Raw genomic sequence first — 18733 nt, 5'->3', positions numbered from 1 at the left:
ACTCCTACGGTTGCACTGAAGCCCACGCGGGCTCCGTCCGCGTGGGCTTCGACCAAGCCTCGCGTCAGCGTGGCCGGTTGTTCCAGTTGTAGAACGTAGGAATGTTCTCGAAGTGGTTCCAGGCGCAGACCGCCGTGCCGCCATCCTGCGGTGCGTGCTCGACGCGCTGCCGGCGAGCCTCCTCCGCTTCCGCGATGAGCGAGGCGAGCCCGTCTCGGGTGTCGTGCACCCGCGCGGTCACCGGATCCGCCTCCACGCCGTCAGACAGCCGTGGCTTCGTGATCTCGGGCATGATCCAGCACTCCCTCCAATAGGCGAATCTTGCTGTTCCGGCAGTGGTTCGTCTCGGTGACGTCGAACCTGCCGTGCTCGAAGTAACGGTTGGCCGCGTGTGCCCCGCCACAGAAGCCGAAGTACGGGCAGCTCTGCCGGCACGCCTCGACCCCGCTCAGGAACTCGCCGATCCACGGTGTGGTCGCTCCGGCGTCCGCCAGGATCCGCCGCAGCGGGGTGGTCAGCACGTTGCCACTGGCGAAGTCGCCGTACCGCGAATCGTGGAAGCCGGCCAGCTCGGGCGAGAGCAGCACCACGGAGCCGTCGTGCGCGATGGTCGGGATCGGGTCCAGCTGGCGGGGCAGCAGGCTGTCCGCGGTGCCGTCGAGGACCGCCGCGGCGTACCGCAGCGTCCACTCCACCTCGCGCAGGTGAATCCGGGGCGTCCGGCGCCAGGCGCCGACCAGCTCGGCCCAGAACGCGCTCACCGCGCCCGGATCGTGCCGGTTCAGCCGGAGGTTCACCCCCTCCTGCTCCTCCACGTTGATGCCGAGCACCTCGCACCCCAGGTCGAGGAAGAAGTCGTACAGCTCGGTGGCCACGCCGGGAGCCGGGTCGGAGACCACGCACAGGGTGGAGAACGGGATCCGGTGCCGGCGCAGCGCACCGATCCCCTTGGCGATCAGGTCGTACGCGGGCTTGCCGCCGCGGTCCACCCGGTCGCCGTTGCGCCCGCGCGGCCCGTCCACGCTCACGCTGACCCGGACCCGGTACGCCTCGAAGAAGTCGCACCAGGCATCGTTGATCAGCGTCGCGTTCGTCTGCACGTGGTGTTCCACACCGGCGCCGAACGGCGCGAACAGCGCGGCCAGGTGGTCCCGGCCCGCGGCGAGCGGCTCGCCGCCGTGCCACACCACGGAGAACCTTCCGGTACGGGCGTAGCTGGCGACCTCCGCAGCCACCGCCTCGGCCACGGCGACCGGCATCTTGCGATTGTCCCGCCGGAAGGGCAGGTAACAGTAATTGCAGGCGAGATTACAGAGTGTAGTCGGCTGCATGACTACGTAATCCGGCTGCGTCGAGATGCCTCGCATCCCGCTCCACGCGCCCGCCATCGCGCACCTCCTGTCCGGCACCTGTGACACAGGGCCAGGCTAGGCCTCGCGGTCCACCACTCACGCGAAAGATCCGTATGTGCCGGACATCGGCACACACGGATCATTCCACGGGCGACCTATGGCGAGCCAGACTCGCGATCAGGTGGCGATGGATCTCATAACCGCCTCACAGCCATTGTCACGCGCTGTTGCGGACATGATCACCACAATGGGTCAGCCCCGGGTGTACGAGCCCATCATCTGCACCTGGCCGGTGCCCTCCAGGACCTCGCCGACCTGCCAGGCCTCGACGCCGCGACCGGTCAGGTAGGCCATCGCGCGGTCCGCGTCGTCGGCGGAGACGATCGCGAACATGCCGACGCCCATGTTGAAGGTGGCCTCCATCTCCGAGTCCTCGATCCGGCCCTTGGCCTGGATCAGGTCGAAGATGGGCTGCGGGCGCCAGGTGGAACGGTCTACCACCGCGTCCACGTGCTCCGGCAGGATGCGGACCAGGTTGCCCGGGATGCCGCCGCCGGTCACGTGCGAGAACGCCCGGACGTCGGTCTCCTCGATCAGGCCGAGGCAGTCCTTGGCGTAGATCTTCGTCGGGGTGAGCAGCTCCTCGCCCAGGGTGCGCGAGGTACCGAAGTCGTCCACCACGGTGTCCAGGCGCATCCGGCCCGCGCCCAGCAGCACGTGCCGGACCAGCGAGTACCCGTTCGAGTGCAGACCGGACGAGCGCATCGCGATCACCGCGTCACCCACCTCGACCCGCTCCTTGCCGAGGATCTCGCTCTCCTCGACGACGCCGACGCCGGTGGCCGAGACGTCGTACTCGTCCGGGCGCAGCACACCCGGGTGCTCGGCCGTCTCGCCACCGAGCAGGGCACAACCGGCGTACCGGCAGCCGTCCGCGATGCCGGCGCCGATCTCGGCGACCTTGTCCGGCACGACCTCGCCGCAGGCGATGTAGTCGAGCAGGAACAGCGGCTCGGCGCCGCAGGCCACCAGGTCGTCGACGACCATGGCGACCAGGTCGATGCCGATGGTGTCGTGGATGTCGAGCTGCTGGGCGATGACCAGCTTGGTGCCCACGCCGTCGGTGGACGAGGCGAGGATCGGGCTGGAGTACTTCGCGGTGTTCAGCCGGAACAGGCCGGAGAAGCCGCCCAGGTCACCCATCACCTCGGGCCGGGTGGTCTTCTTCACCTTGGACTTGAGCAGCTCGACGGCCCGGTCACCGGCGTGGATCGAGACACCCGCGTCCGCGTACGTCGCGGAGCGCTTACGCGGCCCGCGGCCGGCGCCAGCCGTCCACAGCTGTCGGTCGGCGCCCTCAGCGCCGTTCGATCCGGCACTGCGCTCGGACACGTGCGTCACGGTTCTCCCCTTAGCGGTTCTGCAGGAACTGGCAGAGTCACAGTTGATCAGGTCACGGGTGGTGCAGCGCGTTCGCGCCGCCCGGACTGGCGACCAGCGGCGCCGGTGCCGCGTGGTCGTCCGGATGCTCACGGGCCTCGTAGCCGGCCTCCAGCCCGGTGACAGCGGCCTCGGCCGCCTGCTCCGAGGCGCCCGGCATGCCGGCGCGGCGACCGACACCCTCCAGCACGTGCTTGCCGATCAGATCGGCGGCCGGCAGCTCGATCGGGTACTGCCCGTCGAAACACGCCATGCACAGCCGGGTCTTCGGCTGCTCGGTCGCCTGGACCAGGCCGTCCAGCGAGACGTAACCGAGGCTGTCGGCGCCGATCGAGCGGCGGATGCCGTCGATCTCCAGACCGTTGGCGATCAGCTCGGCTCGGGTGGCGAAGTCGATGCCGTAGAAGCACGGCCATTTCACCGGCGGCGACGAGATCCGGACATGCACCTCGAGGGCGCCGGCCTCGCGCAGCATCCGGATCTGGGCACGCTGGGTGTTGCCGCGCACGATCGAATCGTCGATCACCACGATCCGCTTGCCGCGGACCACCTCGCGCAGCGGGTTCAGCTTGAGCCGGATGCCGAGCTGGCGGATGGTCTGCGACGGCTGGATGAAGGTCCGGCCGACGTACGCGTTCTTCATGAAGCCGGCGCTGTACGGGATGCCGGAGGCCTCCGCGTACCCGATCGCGGCCGGGATGCCGGACTCCGGCACGCCGATCACCAGATCCGCCTCGGCCGGGTGCTCGGCGGCCAGCTTGCGGCCCACCTCGACCCGGGCGGCGTAGATGTTGCGGCCGGCGATCGTGGTGTCCGGGCGGGCCAGGTACACGTACTCGAAGAGGCAGCCCTTGGGCTCCGGCGCGGCGAACCGCGAGGACCGCAGGCCGTGCTCGTCGATCGCGATGATCTCGCCGGGCTCGACCTCACGGACGAAGTTGGCGCCGGTGATGTCCAGGGCGGCGGTCTCGCTGGCGACCACCCAGCCGCGCTCCATCCGGCCCAGCACCAGCGGGCGCACGCCCTGCGGGTCGCGGGCGGCGTAGAGCGTGTGCTCGTCCATGAAGACGAAGCTGAACGCGCCGCGCAGGGTGGGCAGCACCTCCAGCGCGGCGGCCTCGACCGAGATGTCGGGGCGGCCGGCCAGCAGCGTGGTGACCAGCGCGGTGTCCGAGGTGGCGTCACCGACCTCGAGGCCGCGGTCGGCGACCTCCTTGGCCAGCTCGGCGGTGTTCACCAGGTTGCCGTTGTGCGCCAGCGCGATCGTCGTGCCGGCCGTGGTGGCGCGGATGGTGGGCTGCGCGTTCTCCCAGTTGGACCCCCCGGTGGTCGAGTACCGCGCGTGGCCGATGGCCAGGTGTCCGCGCAGGCTCGCCAGGGTGGGCTCGTCGAAGACCTGGGAGACCAGGCCGACGTCCTTGTAGACCACGACTCCGGAGCCGTCGCTCACCGCGATGCCGGCGGCCTCCTGGCCCCGGTGCTGCAGTGCGTAGAGTCCGAAGTACGTGAGTTTGGCAACCTCTTCCTCGGGGGCCCAGACGCCGAAGACGCCACAGGCATCCTGGGGGCCGCGTTCCTGGGGGTCGAGATCGTCGGTCAATCGGCCGTCGCCTCGGGGCACCTGCTCGCTCCCTCATGTCGGATCCGCACGAACTGCTCGAAGCGCTGACCCATCCGAAGTGGTGGTCTGCCTCAACTCCGCTCGCTCCGACCGCCCAGTGTACGCGAGCCCAGAGGCGCCCGGCCCGGGCTCATTCCGGGGTCAGCGGCAGGTACTCGGTGAGATCGGTCCGGATCCCGCTGGCCCGCAGGCGCCCGTCCCGGACCGCTTCCGCCCAGGCCAGGCGACCGGTGGCCACGAGTAGCCAGGTCACCGGATCCGTTTCCACCACATTGGGCGGTGTGCCGCGGGTGTGCCGCGGACCGGGCACGCACTGAATCGCACCGAAAGGTGGAATTCGCACCTCCACCGAACGGCCAGGAGCACGGCGGGACAACTCGGTCAGCAGTGCTCGGACCGCATCACGCAGTACCGCGCGGTCAGGTTCGGCGCCGCCGTCCAGCGCGTCCAACGCCCCGGACACCGACTCGGATTTATTGTGCGCAGGAGACATGTCGGGACGATACGACTCGGTTCGCCGACAACGGCACACGCCCCTGGGTCGCGCAAAAGACGTGCGACAAGGCATAGTTGCCGACGGCGTACAAGTCGCGGGAGATCTGACCGGCGCAGAACCGGGGACCGCGCGACACGGAAGGCGGTGGACGTGACGACGCACCTACGAGGCCGGGCAACTCAGGCCGGTGCGTTCCTGGCCCTGGTCGCCGGCCTGGTGGCCGGTGTGCAGACGGCTGCTCTGGCAGACGCACCCTCCGTGAAGATCTCAGCACCGTCGAGTGGCGACTCCGGAAGTACTGTAACCGTGCAATACACGGTTGGTAACCCGGGGCCCACCGGCGGAACCGGCGACGCGGTCACCGACACCACCGTGTCGGCCAGCCTGAGCGGCGGGTCGTGCAACAGCGGTTGCGGCGACAAGACCGTGAAGATCGAGCCGGGCAAGAGCAGCTCGTTCTCCGCGACGATCGTCCTGCCGTCGGTCGGCCAGGGGCAGTCGCAGCAGGTCACCTTCCAGGTGTCCGCCTCGACGGACGGCCAGAGCACCTCACAGAGCGCGACCATCACGGTCAAGGGCCCGGAAGCGCCGAAGGAGACGACCGTCCGGCAGGTCTCCGGCAAGGTCAAGGCCGGTGACGGCACCCGGCTCGCCGGGGCGACCGTCGGCATGCGGGACAGCGCCGGCCACCAGTACAGCACCAGCACCAACGGCAACGGCGAGTTCGCGTTCACGTCGTCGGACGGCGCGCCGATCGCGGCGGGCTCGATCACGGTCGGCGCGACCATGGACGGCTACAAGGCCGCCCGGACCACGGTCAAGGGCGTCGTCGGCAAGAGCGTCACCGCGACCGTCACGCTGAAGGCGCTGGCCGCATCCCCGTCGGCCACGCCGAGCGCGTCGGCCAGCGCCTCGGCCAGCACCGCGGCGACCGACGAGGCCCTCGAGGAGGAGGAGCCCACCGACGAGGCGCCCACCAACCAGACGAACACGCTGGCCGGCGACACGAAGAGCGCCTCGGAGGACAGCGGCGGCAGCTCCTGGCTGCTGATCATCATGGGTGGCCTGCTGGTCGCGGCCGGTGTCGGCGCGATGGTCCTGGTCTGGCTGCGCCGCAAGAACGCCGCGAACAACGACGACTCCGACGGCGGCCTCGGCCTGGGCGCCGGACCGGGCCCGTCCTCGTCCGGCCCGGGCCGGTACGGCGACGACGCGACCCGGGTGGCCGCGCCGGTCGGCGCCGGTCGCGGCAACGACGCGACGATGGTCGCCGGAGCCGGCATGGGCGCCGGTGCCGCACGTCTGAGCGACGCGCCCACGATGATCCACCGGCCGCCGGTCGAGGACGAGTTCCCCGACCCGTACGGCGCCCCGATCCCCCCGCAGGGCGGCTTCCTCGGAGCCGACAACGGCCAGTGGGACAACCAGGGCGGCGGCGGTTACGGCGCCGGGGCCGGTGACAACTTCGGCGGCGCGACCGGCACGTACGGCGCGCAGCAGGCCGGCGGCTACGACAACGGCACCCAGCGGTACGACGAGCACACCAGCATGTACCAGCCGGAACAGCCCGCGCAGCGTTACGACGAGCACACCAGCATGTACCAGCCGGGCAACGGCGGGTACGACGACCAGGCCGGTTACGGCGGCGGCTACGGCGCCGGCCAGGGCGGGTACGAGCAGGGTGGCGGCTACCCCGGCCAGAGTGGCGCCGGGTGGGGCGACCAGGGCGGCAACGGCGACGGGTACGGCCCGCAGGGCGGTAACTACGGCGGCGGCTACGAGCAGGGCGGTTACGCCCAGCCCGGTGGGTACGCCGGTCAGGGCGGGTACGACCAGGGCGGCTACGGCACCCAGGGGTACGACCAGCACGGTGGCGCCCAGGGCGCGGGCTACGACCAGGGTGGCTACGGCACCCAGGGTGGCTACGACCAGCGCGGCGGGGCGTACGGGCAGGATCCGGACCGCCGTAACCGCGACTGGGAGGGCTGACCTCCAGCAGCTGTCGGAAAGGCCCCGCGCATCGTGCGCGGGGCCTTTTTTCTTCGAGCCGGGAAAGTGTGAAGGCCGGCCGGGGAGATCCCCGGCCGGCCTTCACGCGCGCTTGATCAGGACTGGACGGGTCCGCCCGGCTCCTGCGCCCTCGGCTCGATCAGCTCCAGGGTCACCGAGCGGATCTCGCCCACCTCGGCCTCCGACTCCGCCGCGGCCGGCTCGGCCGGCCCGCCGAACAGCTTCGGCAGGGTCGCCGAGTACGCCGCGCGCAGCTCGTCCAGCGGGATCGTGAACTGGTCGGTGACCTGCAGCGCCGCCTCCTCGGACGTGACCCCGATCTGGGCGCACGGGACACCCAGCTCGGCCGCCAGCGCGACGAACGCCTTCTCGTGGCCGCGCGGCACGGCCACCAGGGCCCGCCCCGCCGACTCGCTGAACAGCTGGACGAACGCCGACTCGCCACCGGCCGGGAAGGTCACCTTGGCGCCGACGTTGTACCGCAGGCAGCTCTCCACCAGAACCTGGGCCAGGCCGCCGTCGGAGAGGTCGTGCGCCGCGCTGACCAGGCCGGTCTGCGACGCCCGGGCCATCACCTTGCCGAGCGCCTGCTCGGCGGCCAGGTCGACCTTGGGCGGACGACCACCGAGGTGGCCGTGGGTCACCCAGGCCCACTCCGAGCCGGACAGCTCCGCCCGCGTCTCGCCGAGCAGGAAGAGCAGGTCACCGCCGGTCTTGGCGGGCGGCGCGAAGCCCATCGGGATGCGCCGGGTGACGTCGTCGAACAGGCCCATCACGCCGACCACCGGGGTCGGGTGGATCGCCGCGGCGCCGGTCTGGTTGTAGAAGCTGACGTTGCCACCGGTGACCGGGGTGCCCAGCTGCTGGCAGCCGTCCGCCAGACCGCGCACGGCCTGAGCGAACTGCCACATCACGGCGGGGTCCTCCGGCGAGCCGAAGTTCAGGCAGTCGGTGACCGCGATCGGCTCGGCGCCGGTGACGGCGACATTCCGGTACGCCTCGGCCAGCGCCAGCTTGGCGCCCTCGTACGGGTCGAGTCGCGCGAACCGGCCGTTGCCGTCCACCGACAGCGCCACGCCGAGGTTCGTCTCCTCGTCGAGCCGCAGCACACCGGAGTCCTCCGGCTGGGCCAGCACGGTGTTGCCGAGCACGTAGCGGTCGTACTGCTCGGTGACCCAGCTCTTGTCGCACAGGTTCGGCGACGCGATCATCCGCAGCACGGTGTCCCGCAGCTCGTCGCCGGTCGACGGACGCGGCAGCGTCTCGGCCCGGTCGGCCTGCAGCAGGATCATGTCGGACGGCTCGCGCAGCGGCCGCTCGTAGACCGGGCCGTCGTCGGCGAGCGAGCCGGGCGGCACGTCCACCACGACGTGGTCGTTCCAGGTGATCACCAGGCGGCCCGGGGAGCCGTCCTCGGCGGCCGGGGTGACCTCGCCGATCGCGGTGGCCCAGACGCCCCACTTCTCGGCGACCTTGAGCACCGCGTCCAGGTTCTCCGGGGTGACGATCAGGAGCATGCGCTCCTGCGACTCGCTGGCCAGGATCTCGGTCGGCGACATCGACGCCTCACGCAGCGGGACCCGCTCCAGCCAGACCCGCATACCGGTGCCGGCCGCCGCGGCGGTCTCGGTGAGGGCGCAGGTGAGGCCGGCGCCGCCGAGGTCCTGGATGCCGGTGACCAGGCCGGCGTCGTACAGCTCCAGGCAGCTCTCGATCAGCAGCTTCTCCATGAACGGGTCGCCGACCTGCACCGACGGGCGGCGCTGCTCGGCCTCCTCGTCGAAGGTGGCGGACGCGAGCACGGAGACACCGCCGATGCCGTCCCGGCCGGTGCGGGCACCCAGGAGCACGACGACGTTGCCGGCGCCGGTGGCTTCCTTCTTCTGCAACCGCTCGACCGGCAGCACGCCGATGCTCAGCGCGTTGACCAGCGGGTTGCCCTGGTAGCACGGGTCGAAGACGATCTCGCCCCCGATGTTCGGCAGGCCCAGGCAGTTGCCGTAGCCGCCGATGCCGGCCACCACGCCGGGCAGCACGCGGGCGGTGTCCGGATGGTCGGCCGCACCGAATCGCAGCGGGTCCATCACCGCGATCGGGCGGGCGCCCATCGCCAGGATGTCCCGGACGATGCCGCCGACGCCGGTGGCCGCGCCCTGGTACGGCTCGACGTAGCTGGGGTGGTTGTGCGACTCGACCTTGAAGGTGACCGCCAGGTCGTCGGAGACCTGGACGACGCCGGCGTTCTCGCCGATGCCGGCCAGCATCCGGGTGTTCTTCGGGACCTTGGCCACGAACTCACGCAGGTGCACCTTGCTCGACTTGTACGAGCAGTGCTCACTCCACATGATCGAATACATCGCCAGCTCGGACGCGGTGGGGCGGCGGCCGAGGATGTCGCGGATCTTCGCGTACTCGTCGTCCTTGAGGCCCAGATCGGCGAACGGCTGCAGCTCGTCCGGCGTCTGCTCGGCCTTGGCGACGGTGTCCGGCCCGTCCTGGAACTCGTTGGCCAGTACGTCGGTCGCAGCGAAACCGGTCTTGTCTTGCTGCGTCGTCACTGCTGTCCCCCTGCGAGCTGACCGTCCGCGGTCGCCCCTGCCAGGGCCCGCAGGACGGAGGTGAAGAAGCCGAGGCCGTCGAGCGACGGGCCGGTCAGCGCCTCCACGGCGTGTTCCGGGTGCGGCATGATGCCGACGACGTTGCCGGCCTCGTTGGTGATCCCGGCGATGTCGCGCTGCGAGCCGTTGGGGTTGCCGCGGATGTAGCGCGCGACCACGCGGCCCTCCGCCTCCAGCGCATCCAGCGTCTTCGGGTCGGCGACGAAACAGCCCTCGCCGTTCTTCACCGGGATGAGAATCTCCTGGCCGGGCGTGAACCGGTTGGTCCAGGCGGTGTTCGTCGCCTCGACCTTGAGCCACTGGTCCCGGTTACGGAAGTGCAGGTGCTGGTTCCGGGTCAGCGCGCCGGGCAGCAGGTGTGCCTCGCAGAGGACCTGGAAACCGTTGCAGATGCCCAGCACGGGCAGGCCGCCACGGGCCGCGTCGATGATCGACTCCATGACCGGAGCGAATCGCGCGATGGCGCCACAGCGCAGGTAGTCGCCGTACGAGAAGCCGCCGGGCAACACCACGGCGTCGACCCCGCGCAGATCCGGGTCGCCGTGCCAGAGGCGGACCGCCTCGGCTCCGGCGATCCGGGCGGCGCGGGCGGCGTCCCCGTCGTCGAGCGATCCGGGGAAGGTGACCACACCGATCCGCATGGTCAGGCGACCTCCGCCGCATCCTGGACGACCCGGATGTCGAAGTCCTCGATCACGGGGTTGGCGAGCAGCTTGTCGGCGATCTCACGAGCCCGATCCAGGTCGGGTTCGCCAGCGAAATCGATCTCGATCCGACGGCCGATGCGGACAGAGGAGACATCGGTGACGCCGAGCCGGGGCAGGGCATTCGCCACCGCCTGACCCTGCGGGTCCAGGATCTCCGGCTTGAGCATGACGTCGACCACGACGCGAGCCACGGGCACTCCTGACTGATAGGTGTAAGCACGCGAAGCCTACCTGGTCAAACCTGTCCGGAACCCATCGGCCGGTGTCGGCCGCCCGACGCAAACCTCACTGAACTGGCGGTCTCCCGGCCACACCGGTCGATCCTGCCGCCCCGGAGAGGGCCATCACATGGTGATAGGGGTGGATTGGAAGGTGGGCGACCCGTCGGCCGACCCCTACGTTTTATCCATCGAATTCGATTAACAACAGCGCGCGCCATCCCCCCGGCATCCCTCGAAAGGAATCCGACGTGCGCATTCGACTCATGGCCGCGACTCTCGCCAGCCTCGCCGCCGGGCTCGCGGTCCCCGCCGCCGCCCACGCCGACGACGTCACGCCCTACATCATCGGCGGCAGCACGGTGTCCTCGGCGCCATGGGCCGCGGCGGTGTTCAGCAACGGCAGCTTCACCTGCTCGGGCACCATCATCTCGGCGAACTACGTGCTCACCGCGCGGCATTGCATCAGCGGCACCATGTCGGTCCGGGTCGGCAGCGTCAATCGGACGTCCGGCGGCGTCACCCGTACGGTCAGCAGCACCAGCACCCGCAACGACCTGGCCCTGATGCGCCTGAGCAGCGCGGTGTCCACCACCTACATGCCACTGTCCAGCTCGTACCCGCCGGTCGGCTCCACCAACTCGATCTACGGGTGGGGCATGACCTGCTACTCCGGCTGTGACGCCGCCACCACCCTGAAGACCGCGACGGTCCAGGTCACCTCGACCAACGCGACCGACGCGTACGGCGGCCGGGCGATCGCCAGCAGCAGGCTCAACGGCAACGCGTGGCGCGGCGACTCCGGCGGGCCGCAGGTCTACAACGGCGCCCAGGTCGGTGTCGCCTCCACCGCCGACGGCACCAGCCGGCAGTACTACGGCAGCGTGGCCTACAACCGCGCCTGGATCACGTCCGTCGCCGGCGTCTGATCCCGCCGACGGGTGGCCCGTGCCGAGCCCGGCACGGGCCACCCGCTCGTCCGGCTCAGAGGATCGGCGCGGGCGCGTACCCGGCCGCCTCCGGGTGCTTCGCGACGATCTCGGCCACCCGGTCGGCGACCGCGCGCACCTGCGCCGGGGCGGCGCCGACGAAGGCGGCCCGGTCGGCGACCAGGGTGTCGATCTCGGCCCGGGTCAGCTGCAGGCGGCCGTCGGCGGCGAGCCGGTCGAAGAGGTCGTTCACCGTCGCGCCCTTCTCCCGCATGGCCAGCGCCACGCCGACCGCGTGCTCCTTGATCACCTCGTGCGCGACCTCGCGGCCGACGCCCTTGCGCACCGCCGCCACCAGGATCTTGGTCGTGGCCAGGAACGGCAGGAACCGGTCCAGCTCGCGGGCGATCACCGCCGGGTACGCCCCGAACTCGTCCAGCACGGTGAGGAAGGTCTGGAACAGCCCGTCGGTGGCGAAGAACGCGTCCGGCAGGGCCACCCGGCGCACCACCGAGCAGGAGACGTCGCCCTCGTTCCACTGGTCGCCGGCCAGCTCGCCGACCATCGACAGGTAACCGCGGACGATCACGGCAAGGCCGTTCACCCGCTCGGACGACCGGGTGTTCATCTTGTGCGGCATCGCCGACGAGCCGACCTGGCCCGGCTTGAAGCCCTCGGTGACCAGCTCCTGGCCGACCATCAGGCGGATCGTGGTGGCCAGCGAGGACGGGCCGGCCACGATCTGGGCCAGCGCGGACACCACGTCGAAGTCCAGCGAGCGCGGGTAGACCTGGCCGACGCTGCTGAGCACCCGGGCGAAGCCGAGGTGCCCGGCGACCCGTGCCTCCAGGCCGGCCAGTTTCTCCGCGTCGCCGTCGAGCAGGTCGAGCTGGTCGGCGGCGGTGCCGACCGGGCCCTTGATGCCGCGCAGCGGGTAGCGGGCGATCAGGTCGTCCAGCCGCTCGTACGCGATCAGCAGCTCCTCGCCGGCCGAGGCGAACCGCTTGCCGAGCGTGGTGGCCTGCGCCGCGACGTTGTGCGAGCGGCCGGTCATCACCAGGTCGGAGTGCTCGACGGCGAGCGCGGCGAGACGGGCCAGGGCGGCCACCACGCGGTTGCGGATCAGCTCCAGCGACGCCCGGATCTGCAACTGCTCGACGTTCTCGGTGAGATCACGGGAGGTCATTCCCTTGTGGATCTGCTCGAAGCCGGCGAGCTCGGAGAACTCCTCGATGCGCGCCTTCACGTCGTGCCGGGTGACCCGCTCACGGGCCGCGATCGAGGCCAGGTCGACCTGGTCGAGAACGGATTCGTACGCCTCCACCGCGCCCTCGGGCACCGAGACACCGAGGTCACGCTGGGCCTTCAGGACAGCCAGCCAGAGCCGGCGCTCCATCCGGATCTTCTCCTCCGGCGACCACAGGGCCACGAGGTCGGCGGAGGCGTAGCGGCTGGCAAGCACGTTCGGGATGGTCACGGCACCGATTCTTCCATGCGGTCCGGCGCCGCCCCCGGCACCCGGTGACGCAGCGTGCGGACATCTGAGCTGCTCAGCATCCCCAGTACGGCGACCAGCAGGACCGCGGCGGCCCCGAGCAGGGTGGGCCGCAGGCCGAAGCGCTCGGCGATCGGGCCGACGGCCACCTCGCCGAGCGGGATCGCGATGAAGGAGCCGACCATGTCGTACGAGTAGACGCGCGCCAGCCGGTCGGCCGGAATGTGCTCCTGCATCGTGGTCTCCCAGCCGACGGCGAACTGCTCCAGCGCCACACCGGCCAGGAACGCCGCGGCGGCCAGCGGCAGAACGCGCGGGTCCAGACCGAGAACGATCAGTGGTGCGGCCATCGCGACCAGGGCGATCACGCCGTACCGCAGGAAGTGCCGCAGGCGTAACCGCATCGCGACCAACCCTCCGACGATCATGCCGGCGGTCTGCACCGCGAGCACCACGCCCCAGGCCCGCCGGCCGATCGTGGTGTCGACGAGCGCCGGCGCCAGCACGTGCGTGCCGCCCGACCAGGCCATGTTCATCACGCAGGCGCCGGCCACCACGACCCAGAGCCAGGTGCGCGAGCGGAACTCGGACCAGCCGGTGCGCAGTTCGGCCAGGACACCTGGCGCGGCCGCGGGCGGCGCGCCCGACGATGGGACGGCCTCGGCGCCCCGACCCGCCGCCTCGGCGCCCCGACCCGCCGCCTCGGCGCCGCCGGGCACTTCCGGGTCCCAGCCGACCTCCGTATTCCGCTCCGCCTCGGCATCGCGGCCCACCCCCACCGGACGGCCCACCTGCACCGGTCGGCCTGGATCCGCCGGTCGCCCTGGATCCGCCGGTCGGCCCGCCTCCACCGGACGGCCCGCCTCCACCGGACGGCCCGCCTCCACCGGAGGGCCCGCCTCCACCGGACGGCCTGGATCCGCCGGAGGGCCCGCCTCCACCGGACGGCCCGCCTCCACCGGACGGCCCGCCTCCACCGGACGGCCTGGATCCGCCGGACGGCCCGCTCCCGCCTGCGCGGGCAGCCGGATCAGCGCGAAACAGCAGGCGGAGATCACGAACGTCGCGGCGTCGGCCGCGATGCCCCAGCCCGGGCCGACCGTCGCAACCACCACACCGGCCAGCGGAGCAGCGATGATGACGGCGCTGTTCAGGGACAGCCGGTTGAGGGCGTTGGCCTGCTGACGCTCCTCGTCGGCGACCGTGCGCGGCAGCAGCGCCGCGCTGGCCGGCATCGCGACCGCGGTCACCGCGCCGTTGACCGCCGACAGCCCGATCAGCAGCGGGATCGTCGCGGTGTGGGTGAGCACCAGGGCAGCCACTGCCGCCTGGGTCAGCGCGGCGGCCAGATTGGACCCGACCATCAGGAGGTTTTTCGGCAGCCGGTCGGCAAGGACCCCGCCGAAGAGCAGAAAGATCACGTTGAGCACGGTGCGGGCGCCGACGACCAGGCCCAGGTCACTGGCGGAGCCGGTCAGGTCGAGGACCGCGAACGCGAGCGCGATCGGGGCGAACGCGTTGCCGAAGGCGTCGACGGCGCGACCGGCGAGCAGGAACCGGAAAGCGGGCCGGCGCAACGCGGTCCGGGCGCTCACTCCGGCTGCCGCTCGGGCCGGGCGACGTGATGCGATTCCGCCTCGAACGGCACGCCGCCGGGACGCGGCGCATGGTGAGATCCCGGATCTGCGGCCTTCCCGCCCGGGCGCGGCGCACGGTGGAATCCCGGACCCGCCGCCTCCCCGCCCGGACGCGGCGCACGGTGAACCCCCGGACCCGCCGCCTCCCCGCCCGGACGCGGCGCACGGTGAAACCCTGCGCCGGGCGGCTCGTCACCCGCGTGTCGTACATCGGGGAATCCCGCGCCGGGCAGTTGCCCGAGAGCGCCTGGCGCGTTGTGGAAACCGTGCCCCATCTCGAACAGGGCGACCGTCGTGCTGGTGCGGATGGTGCCCGGACTGCCCGGCGGGCGGGCCGCGGCGTGCAGATCGTGCACCGCCGCGGCGATCCGGTCACGGACGTCCCGCCAGGTTGCCGGGTCGACCCAGATCTCCGCGCCGGCCAGCACGCCGGCGCCGCCGGGCCGGTGTCCCAGGGCGGCAGGCCGGGTCGGCTCGCCGGCCGCCGGGCCGAACAGCCGGCTCCACTCCGGGGTGGACGGCCGCCCCGGACTTGCCGGGTCGTAGCTGTACCGCTTCGCCAGGCCCCCGCGGATCTTCTCCTCGCCGGCCGCCACGATCAGCCCGCCGGAGAGCAGATTGCGCAGGTGGTAGCTGGCGTTGGCGTGACTGATGCCGAGCGCGCGGGCCACCTCGGCCGCGGTCAGCGACGCGCCGGTCAGCAGCGACATGATGCGCAGCCGGACCGGGTGCGCCAGCGCGCGCAACGCCGCTTGATCGGCCGCGGTGGCATCTCGGGAAGACATGTCGGCGAGCCTATGGCGCTGACGGACCGACCGTCCAACACTTGTTGGAGAGTGGCACACTGCACGAGAAAGCGGCATCCTCGCTAAGGTTACTGACGAGTAGGTTCGACGCTCATCCCGAAAGGTCCCCTGATGACTGATTTCAACGCCGAGTCCCTGTCCTCGATCGGCCCGAAGGAGTTCGCTCAGCTCGTCAAGTCCACTCCGGACGCCAAGCTCGGCGAGATCATGGCGTCGGACGCGCGGGGCAAGATCCTCGACGAGGTGTTCGACCGGATGCCCACGCTGTTCCGCGCGGACAAGGCCGGCGACGCCCACGCCGTCATCCACTGGATCATCACCGGCCCGAACGGCGCCTCGAACACCTACGAGACCGTCATCGAGAACGGCGCCTGCACCGTCACGAACCAGCCGGCGCGCGAGCCGAAGCTGGCCATGACCATGGACGCGGTCACGTTCCTCAAGGTCGTCGCGGGCGACGGCAACCCGATGATGCTGTTCATGACCGGCAAGATCAAGGCGAAGGGCGACCTGGCCCTGGCCGCCAGCATCGCCAAGCTCTTCGACATCCCGAAGGCGTGACGCTCCGGGCCCGATTTCTCCCGGGCCCGCGCTGCGAGGGGTGATCCGGCGCGCTCCGCGCCGGATCGGAGAAACGCAAAAGGGTGTGCGGTCCGGTCACGGTTCCCCGTGGTGCGGCCCGCGCACCCTTTTCCGGTACGCCGCACGCCCTGCGGGTCCGCGGGCCGTACGGGATCGGGCTCTAGATCTTGATCTCGTTGTTGATCGCGCGGAGCGCGATGTCGGTGCGGTACTGCGCGCCCTCCAGCGAGATGCTGTCGACCAGCGCGTAGGCGGCCTGCCGGGCGGCCGGAAGGTCGGCGCCGGTGGCGGTGACACTGAGGACACGACCGCCCGCGGAGACCAGGTTGCCGTCGGCGGCACGTGCCGTCCCGGCGTGGATGACGCCGGGGACCTCGGCGCCCGAGATGACGTCGCCGGTGCGCGGGGTTCCGGGGTAGTTGTGGCTGGCCACGACGACCGTGATTGCGGAGCCTTCGTGCCAGCGCAGCGGCGGGTGCCCGGCCAGCGTGCCGGTCGCGGCGGCCTTGAGCAGGCCGGCCAGCGGCGTGGCCAGCAGCGCCAGGACCACCTGGGTCTCCGGGTCGCCGAAGCGCGCGTTGAACTCGATGACCTTGGGGCCGTCCGGGGTGAGGGCGAGGCCGACGTAGAGCAGCCCGGCGAACGGGGTGCCCCGTCGGCGCATCTCGGCGAGGGTGGGCTCGACGGTCTCCCGCAGCACCCGCTCGGTGAGGTCGGCGGGCGCCCAGTCGAGCGGCGCGTACGCGCCCATCCCGCCGGTGTTCGGCCCCTCGTCGCCGTCCCGCAGCCGCTTGAAGTCCTGCGCCGGCATCAGCGGGGCGGCCGCGGTGCCGTCGGTGACCACGAAGAGCGAGACCTCGGGACCGGACAGGTACTCCTCGATGACCACCTTGCCGCATTCCGCGGCGTGCCTCTCGGCGACGGCCCGGTCGGAGGTGACGACGACGCCCTTGCCGGCGGCCAGGCCGTCGTTCTTCACCACGTAGGGCGCGCCGAGCTCGTCGAGCGCCGCGGCCACCTCGGCCGCGGTCGAGCAGGCGAACGACCGGGCGGTCGGCACCCCGGCCGCGGCCATCACCTCCTTGGCGAACGCCTTCGAACCCTCCAGCCGGGCGGCGGCCGCGCTCGGTCCGAAGCAGGCGATGCCCTTGGCCCGCACCGCGTCGGCGACGCCGGCCACCAGCGGGGCCTCCGGCCCGATCACGACCAGGTCGGCGCTCAGCTCGACGGCGAGCGCGGCGACCGCGGCGGGATCGGTGGCGGTGACCGGGTGCAGCTGGGCCACCTGGGCTATTCCGGGGTTGCCCGGCGCGGCGGCCAGGAACTCGACGGACGGGTCGGCGGCGAGCCCGACGGCGAGCGCGTGCTCGCGCCCACCGGAGCCGATCAGAAGTACGCGCACGACGGCCCATCCTACCTGCGACACCGTCGCGTAAACTTCGGCAGTACCCGGGCTCCTCCAGGTACGACCTTGGGGCCATTGCCTGTTCTGGGGCATTGCCTGTTCGGGAAGGGCATCACGAAAAGTGCCGGTGATCGTGTTGGTCGGCGCCCAGTGGGGCGACGAGGGCAAGGGCAAAGCCACGGACCTGCTGGGCGACCGGCTGGACTACGTGGTCAAGTTCAACGGTGGCAACAATGCGGGCCACACCGTCGTCATCGACGGCGACAAGTACGCTCTGCATCTGCTGCCGAGCGGGATCCTCTCCCCGAACGTCGTACCGGTGATCGGCAACGGCGTCGTCGTGGACCTCAACGTGCTGTTCCAGGAGATCGACGGCCTCGAGGCCCGCGGCATCGACACGTCCCGGCTGCGGATCAGCGCGAACGCGCACGTGATCGCGTCGTACAACCGCTCGCTGGACAAGGTCTCCGAGCGGTTCCTGGGCGCCCGGCGGATCGGTACCACCGGCCGCGGCATCGGACCCACCTACGCCGACAAGATGAACCGAGTCGGCATCCGGGTCCAGGACCTCTTCGACGAGTCGATCCTGCGGCAGAAGGTGACCGCCGCGCTGGCGTTCAAGAACCAGGTGCTGTCGAAGATCTACAACCGCAGCGCGGTCAAGGTCGAGGAGGTCGTCCAGGAGCTGCTGTCCTACGTCGACCGCCTCCGGCCGTACGTCGCGGACACCGCCCTGGAGCTGTCCCAGGCCATCGACCAGGACAAGGTCGTGCTGTGCGAGGCCGGCCAGGCCACCCTGCTCGACGTGGACCACGGCACCTACCCGTTCGTCACCAGCTCGAACGCGACGTCCGGCGGCGCCTGCACCGGTTCCGGCATCCCGCCGACGCGGATCGACCGGGTGGTCGCGGTGCTGAAGGCGTTCACCAGCCGGGTCGGCGAGGGTCCGTTCCCGACCGAGCTGCACGACAAGTGGGGCGACTACCTGCGCGAGGTCGGCCACGAGTACGGCACCACCACCGGCCGCCCGCGCCGGATCGGCTGGCTCGACCTGGTGATCGGCCGGTACGCACAGCGGATCAACGGCGTGACCGACTTCGCCATGACCAAACTGGACAACTACGACGGGCTGGACGAGATCCCGGTCTGCGTGGCGTACGACGTGAACGGCGTTCGCCACGACGAGATGCCGATCAACCAGACCGATTTCCATCACGCCAAGCCGATCTACGAGACGCTGCCCGGCTGGAAGCAGGACATCTCGGGCTGCCGCAAGTTCGAGGACCTGCCGAAACAGGCGCAGGACTTCGTCGAGTTCGTCGAGTCCCGGATCGGCGCGCGCATCTCGATCGTCGGCGTGGGTCCCGGTCGTGAGGCGGTCATCGAGCGCCACTCGGTGCTCGGCGAGGTCTGAGTC

16 protein-coding genes are annotated in these 18733 nt (G+C 71.1%); 4 read left to right on the top strand and 12 right to left on the bottom strand.

Features of this window, described 5'->3' with window-relative positions; all coding sequences use genetic code 11:
* Positions 1-64: 64 nt before the first annotated feature.
* The 5 genes from amcA to ACTEI_RS00620 form a co-directional block, all read right to left on the bottom strand.
* Entirely contained in the window at positions 65-292 is a 228-nt protein-coding gene (amcA, locus tag ACTEI_RS00640) for a multiple cyclophane-containing RiPP AmcA (protein WP_122975851.1), read from the bottom strand.
* The gene (gene amcB, locus ACTEI_RS00635; RefSeq protein ID WP_282958888.1) at positions 261-1367 is read right to left on the bottom strand and encodes a cyclophane-forming radical SAM peptide maturase AmcB; all 1107 of its coding nucleotides are present in this window, start codon (positions 1365-1367) and stop codon (positions 261-263) included. Before amcB ends, amcA begins: the two co-directional genes overlap by 32 nt.
* 237 nt (positions 1368-1604) lie before the next feature.
* The gene (purM, locus tag ACTEI_RS00630) at positions 1605-2753 is read right to left on the bottom strand and encodes a phosphoribosylformylglycinamidine cyclo-ligase (RefSeq protein ID WP_122975849.1); all 1149 of its coding nucleotides are present in this window, start codon (positions 2751-2753) and stop codon (positions 1605-1607) included.
* A 52-nt stretch (positions 2754-2805) separates the two neighbouring features.
* Positions 2806-4413, bottom strand: coding sequence for an amidophosphoribosyltransferase (purF, locus tag ACTEI_RS00625; protein WP_122975848.1), 1608 nt, complete (start codon positions 4411-4413; stop codon positions 2806-2808).
* A gap of 130 nt (positions 4414-4543) precedes the next feature.
* Complete coding sequence (locus ACTEI_RS00620) at positions 4544-4906, bottom strand: sterol carrier family protein (protein WP_122981842.1); 363 nt, start codon at positions 4904-4906, stop codon at positions 4544-4546.
* 309 nt (positions 4907-5215) lie between these two features.
* Here ACTEI_RS00620 and ACTEI_RS00615 point away from each other — a divergent pair, with 309 nt between their 5' ends.
* Positions 5216-6898 carry a carboxypeptidase-like regulatory domain-containing protein gene (locus tag ACTEI_RS00615; RefSeq protein ID WP_164465804.1) on the top strand — a complete coding sequence of 561 codons (1683 nt, stop codon included), beginning with the start codon at positions 5216-5218 and terminating at the stop codon, positions 6896-6898.
* Positions 6899-7014: 116 nt separating this feature from the next.
* Here ACTEI_RS00615 and purL read toward each other — a convergent pair whose 3' ends face one another.
* Genes purL through purS form a run of 3 tightly spaced genes read right to left on the bottom strand, consistent with a single transcriptional unit; the run spans position 7015 to position 10435 of the window.
* Positions 7015-9432: a phosphoribosylformylglycinamidine synthase subunit PurL gene (gene purL / locus ACTEI_RS00610; RefSeq protein ID WP_239082731.1), complete on the bottom strand. Its 2418-nt coding sequence runs from the start codon at positions 9430-9432 to the stop codon at positions 7015-7017.
* A 41-nt stretch (positions 9433-9473) separates the two neighbouring features.
* On the bottom strand, positions 9474-10184 hold the full coding sequence (gene purQ / locus ACTEI_RS00605) for a phosphoribosylformylglycinamidine synthase subunit PurQ (protein ID WP_122975845.1): 711 nt from the start codon (positions 10182-10184) through the stop codon (positions 9474-9476).
* Positions 10181-10435: a phosphoribosylformylglycinamidine synthase subunit PurS gene (gene purS, locus ACTEI_RS00600; RefSeq protein WP_122975844.1), complete on the bottom strand. Its 255-nt coding sequence runs from the start codon at positions 10433-10435 to the stop codon at positions 10181-10183. Before purS ends, purQ begins: the two co-directional genes overlap by 4 nt.
* Positions 10436-10713: 278 nt before the next feature.
* Between purS and ACTEI_RS00595 the strand changes: the two genes are divergently transcribed.
* Positions 10714-11391, top strand: coding sequence for a S1 family peptidase (locus tag ACTEI_RS00595; protein ID WP_122975843.1), 678 nt, complete (start codon positions 10714-10716; stop codon positions 11389-11391).
* A gap of 55 nt (positions 11392-11446) precedes the next feature.
* On the opposite strand, the gene purB is transcribed toward ACTEI_RS00595, so the two are convergent.
* Genes purB through ACTEI_RS37955 form a run of 3 tightly spaced genes read right to left on the bottom strand, consistent with a single transcriptional unit; the run spans position 11447 to position 15308 of the window.
* Entirely contained in the window at positions 11447-12868 is a 1422-nt protein-coding gene (gene purB, locus ACTEI_RS00590; RefSeq protein ID WP_122975842.1) for an adenylosuccinate lyase, read from the bottom strand.
* A complete protein-coding gene (locus ACTEI_RS00585) occupies positions 12865-14481 on the bottom strand; it encodes an MFS transporter (protein WP_164465803.1) in 1617 nt (538 codons plus the stop codon). The genes purB and ACTEI_RS00585 overlap by 4 nt, the downstream gene beginning before the upstream one ends.
* Positions 14478-15308 carry an ArsR/SmtB family transcription factor gene (locus ACTEI_RS37955; RefSeq protein WP_239082728.1) on the bottom strand — a complete coding sequence of 277 codons (831 nt, stop codon included), beginning with the start codon at positions 15306-15308 and terminating at the stop codon, positions 14478-14480. Before ACTEI_RS37955 ends, ACTEI_RS00585 begins: the two co-directional genes overlap by 4 nt.
* A 132-nt stretch (positions 15309-15440) precedes the next feature.
* Here ACTEI_RS37955 and ACTEI_RS00575 point away from each other — a divergent pair, with 132 nt between their 5' ends.
* Positions 15441-15890 carry an SCP2 sterol-binding domain-containing protein gene (locus tag ACTEI_RS00575; RefSeq protein ID WP_122975840.1) on the top strand — a complete coding sequence of 150 codons (450 nt, stop codon included), beginning with the start codon at positions 15441-15443 and terminating at the stop codon, positions 15888-15890.
* Between the two features lie 181 nt (positions 15891-16071).
* Here ACTEI_RS00575 and purD read toward each other — a convergent pair whose 3' ends face one another.
* Positions 16072-17313, bottom strand: a complete 1242-nt coding sequence (purD, locus tag ACTEI_RS00570) for a phosphoribosylamine--glycine ligase (RefSeq protein WP_122975839.1) — start codon at positions 17311-17313, stop codon at positions 16072-16074.
* Positions 17314-17437: 124 nt separating this feature from the next.
* Between purD and ACTEI_RS00565 the strand changes: the two genes are divergently transcribed.
* Positions 17438-18730: an adenylosuccinate synthase gene (locus tag ACTEI_RS00565; RefSeq protein ID WP_122975838.1), complete on the top strand. Its 1293-nt coding sequence runs from the start codon at positions 17438-17440 to the stop codon at positions 18728-18730.
* The last annotated feature ends 3 nt before the right edge of the window (positions 18731-18733 follow it).

Origin of the sequence: Actinoplanes teichomyceticus ATCC 31121, assembly GCF_003711105.1 — a bacterium.
Taxonomy (GTDB): domain Bacteria; phylum Actinomycetota; class Actinomycetes; order Mycobacteriales; family Micromonosporaceae; genus Actinoplanes; species Actinoplanes teichomyceticus.
The sequence above is the reverse complement of the archived record's forward strand: the minus strand, read 5'-3'. Positions and strand labels throughout refer to the sequence as shown.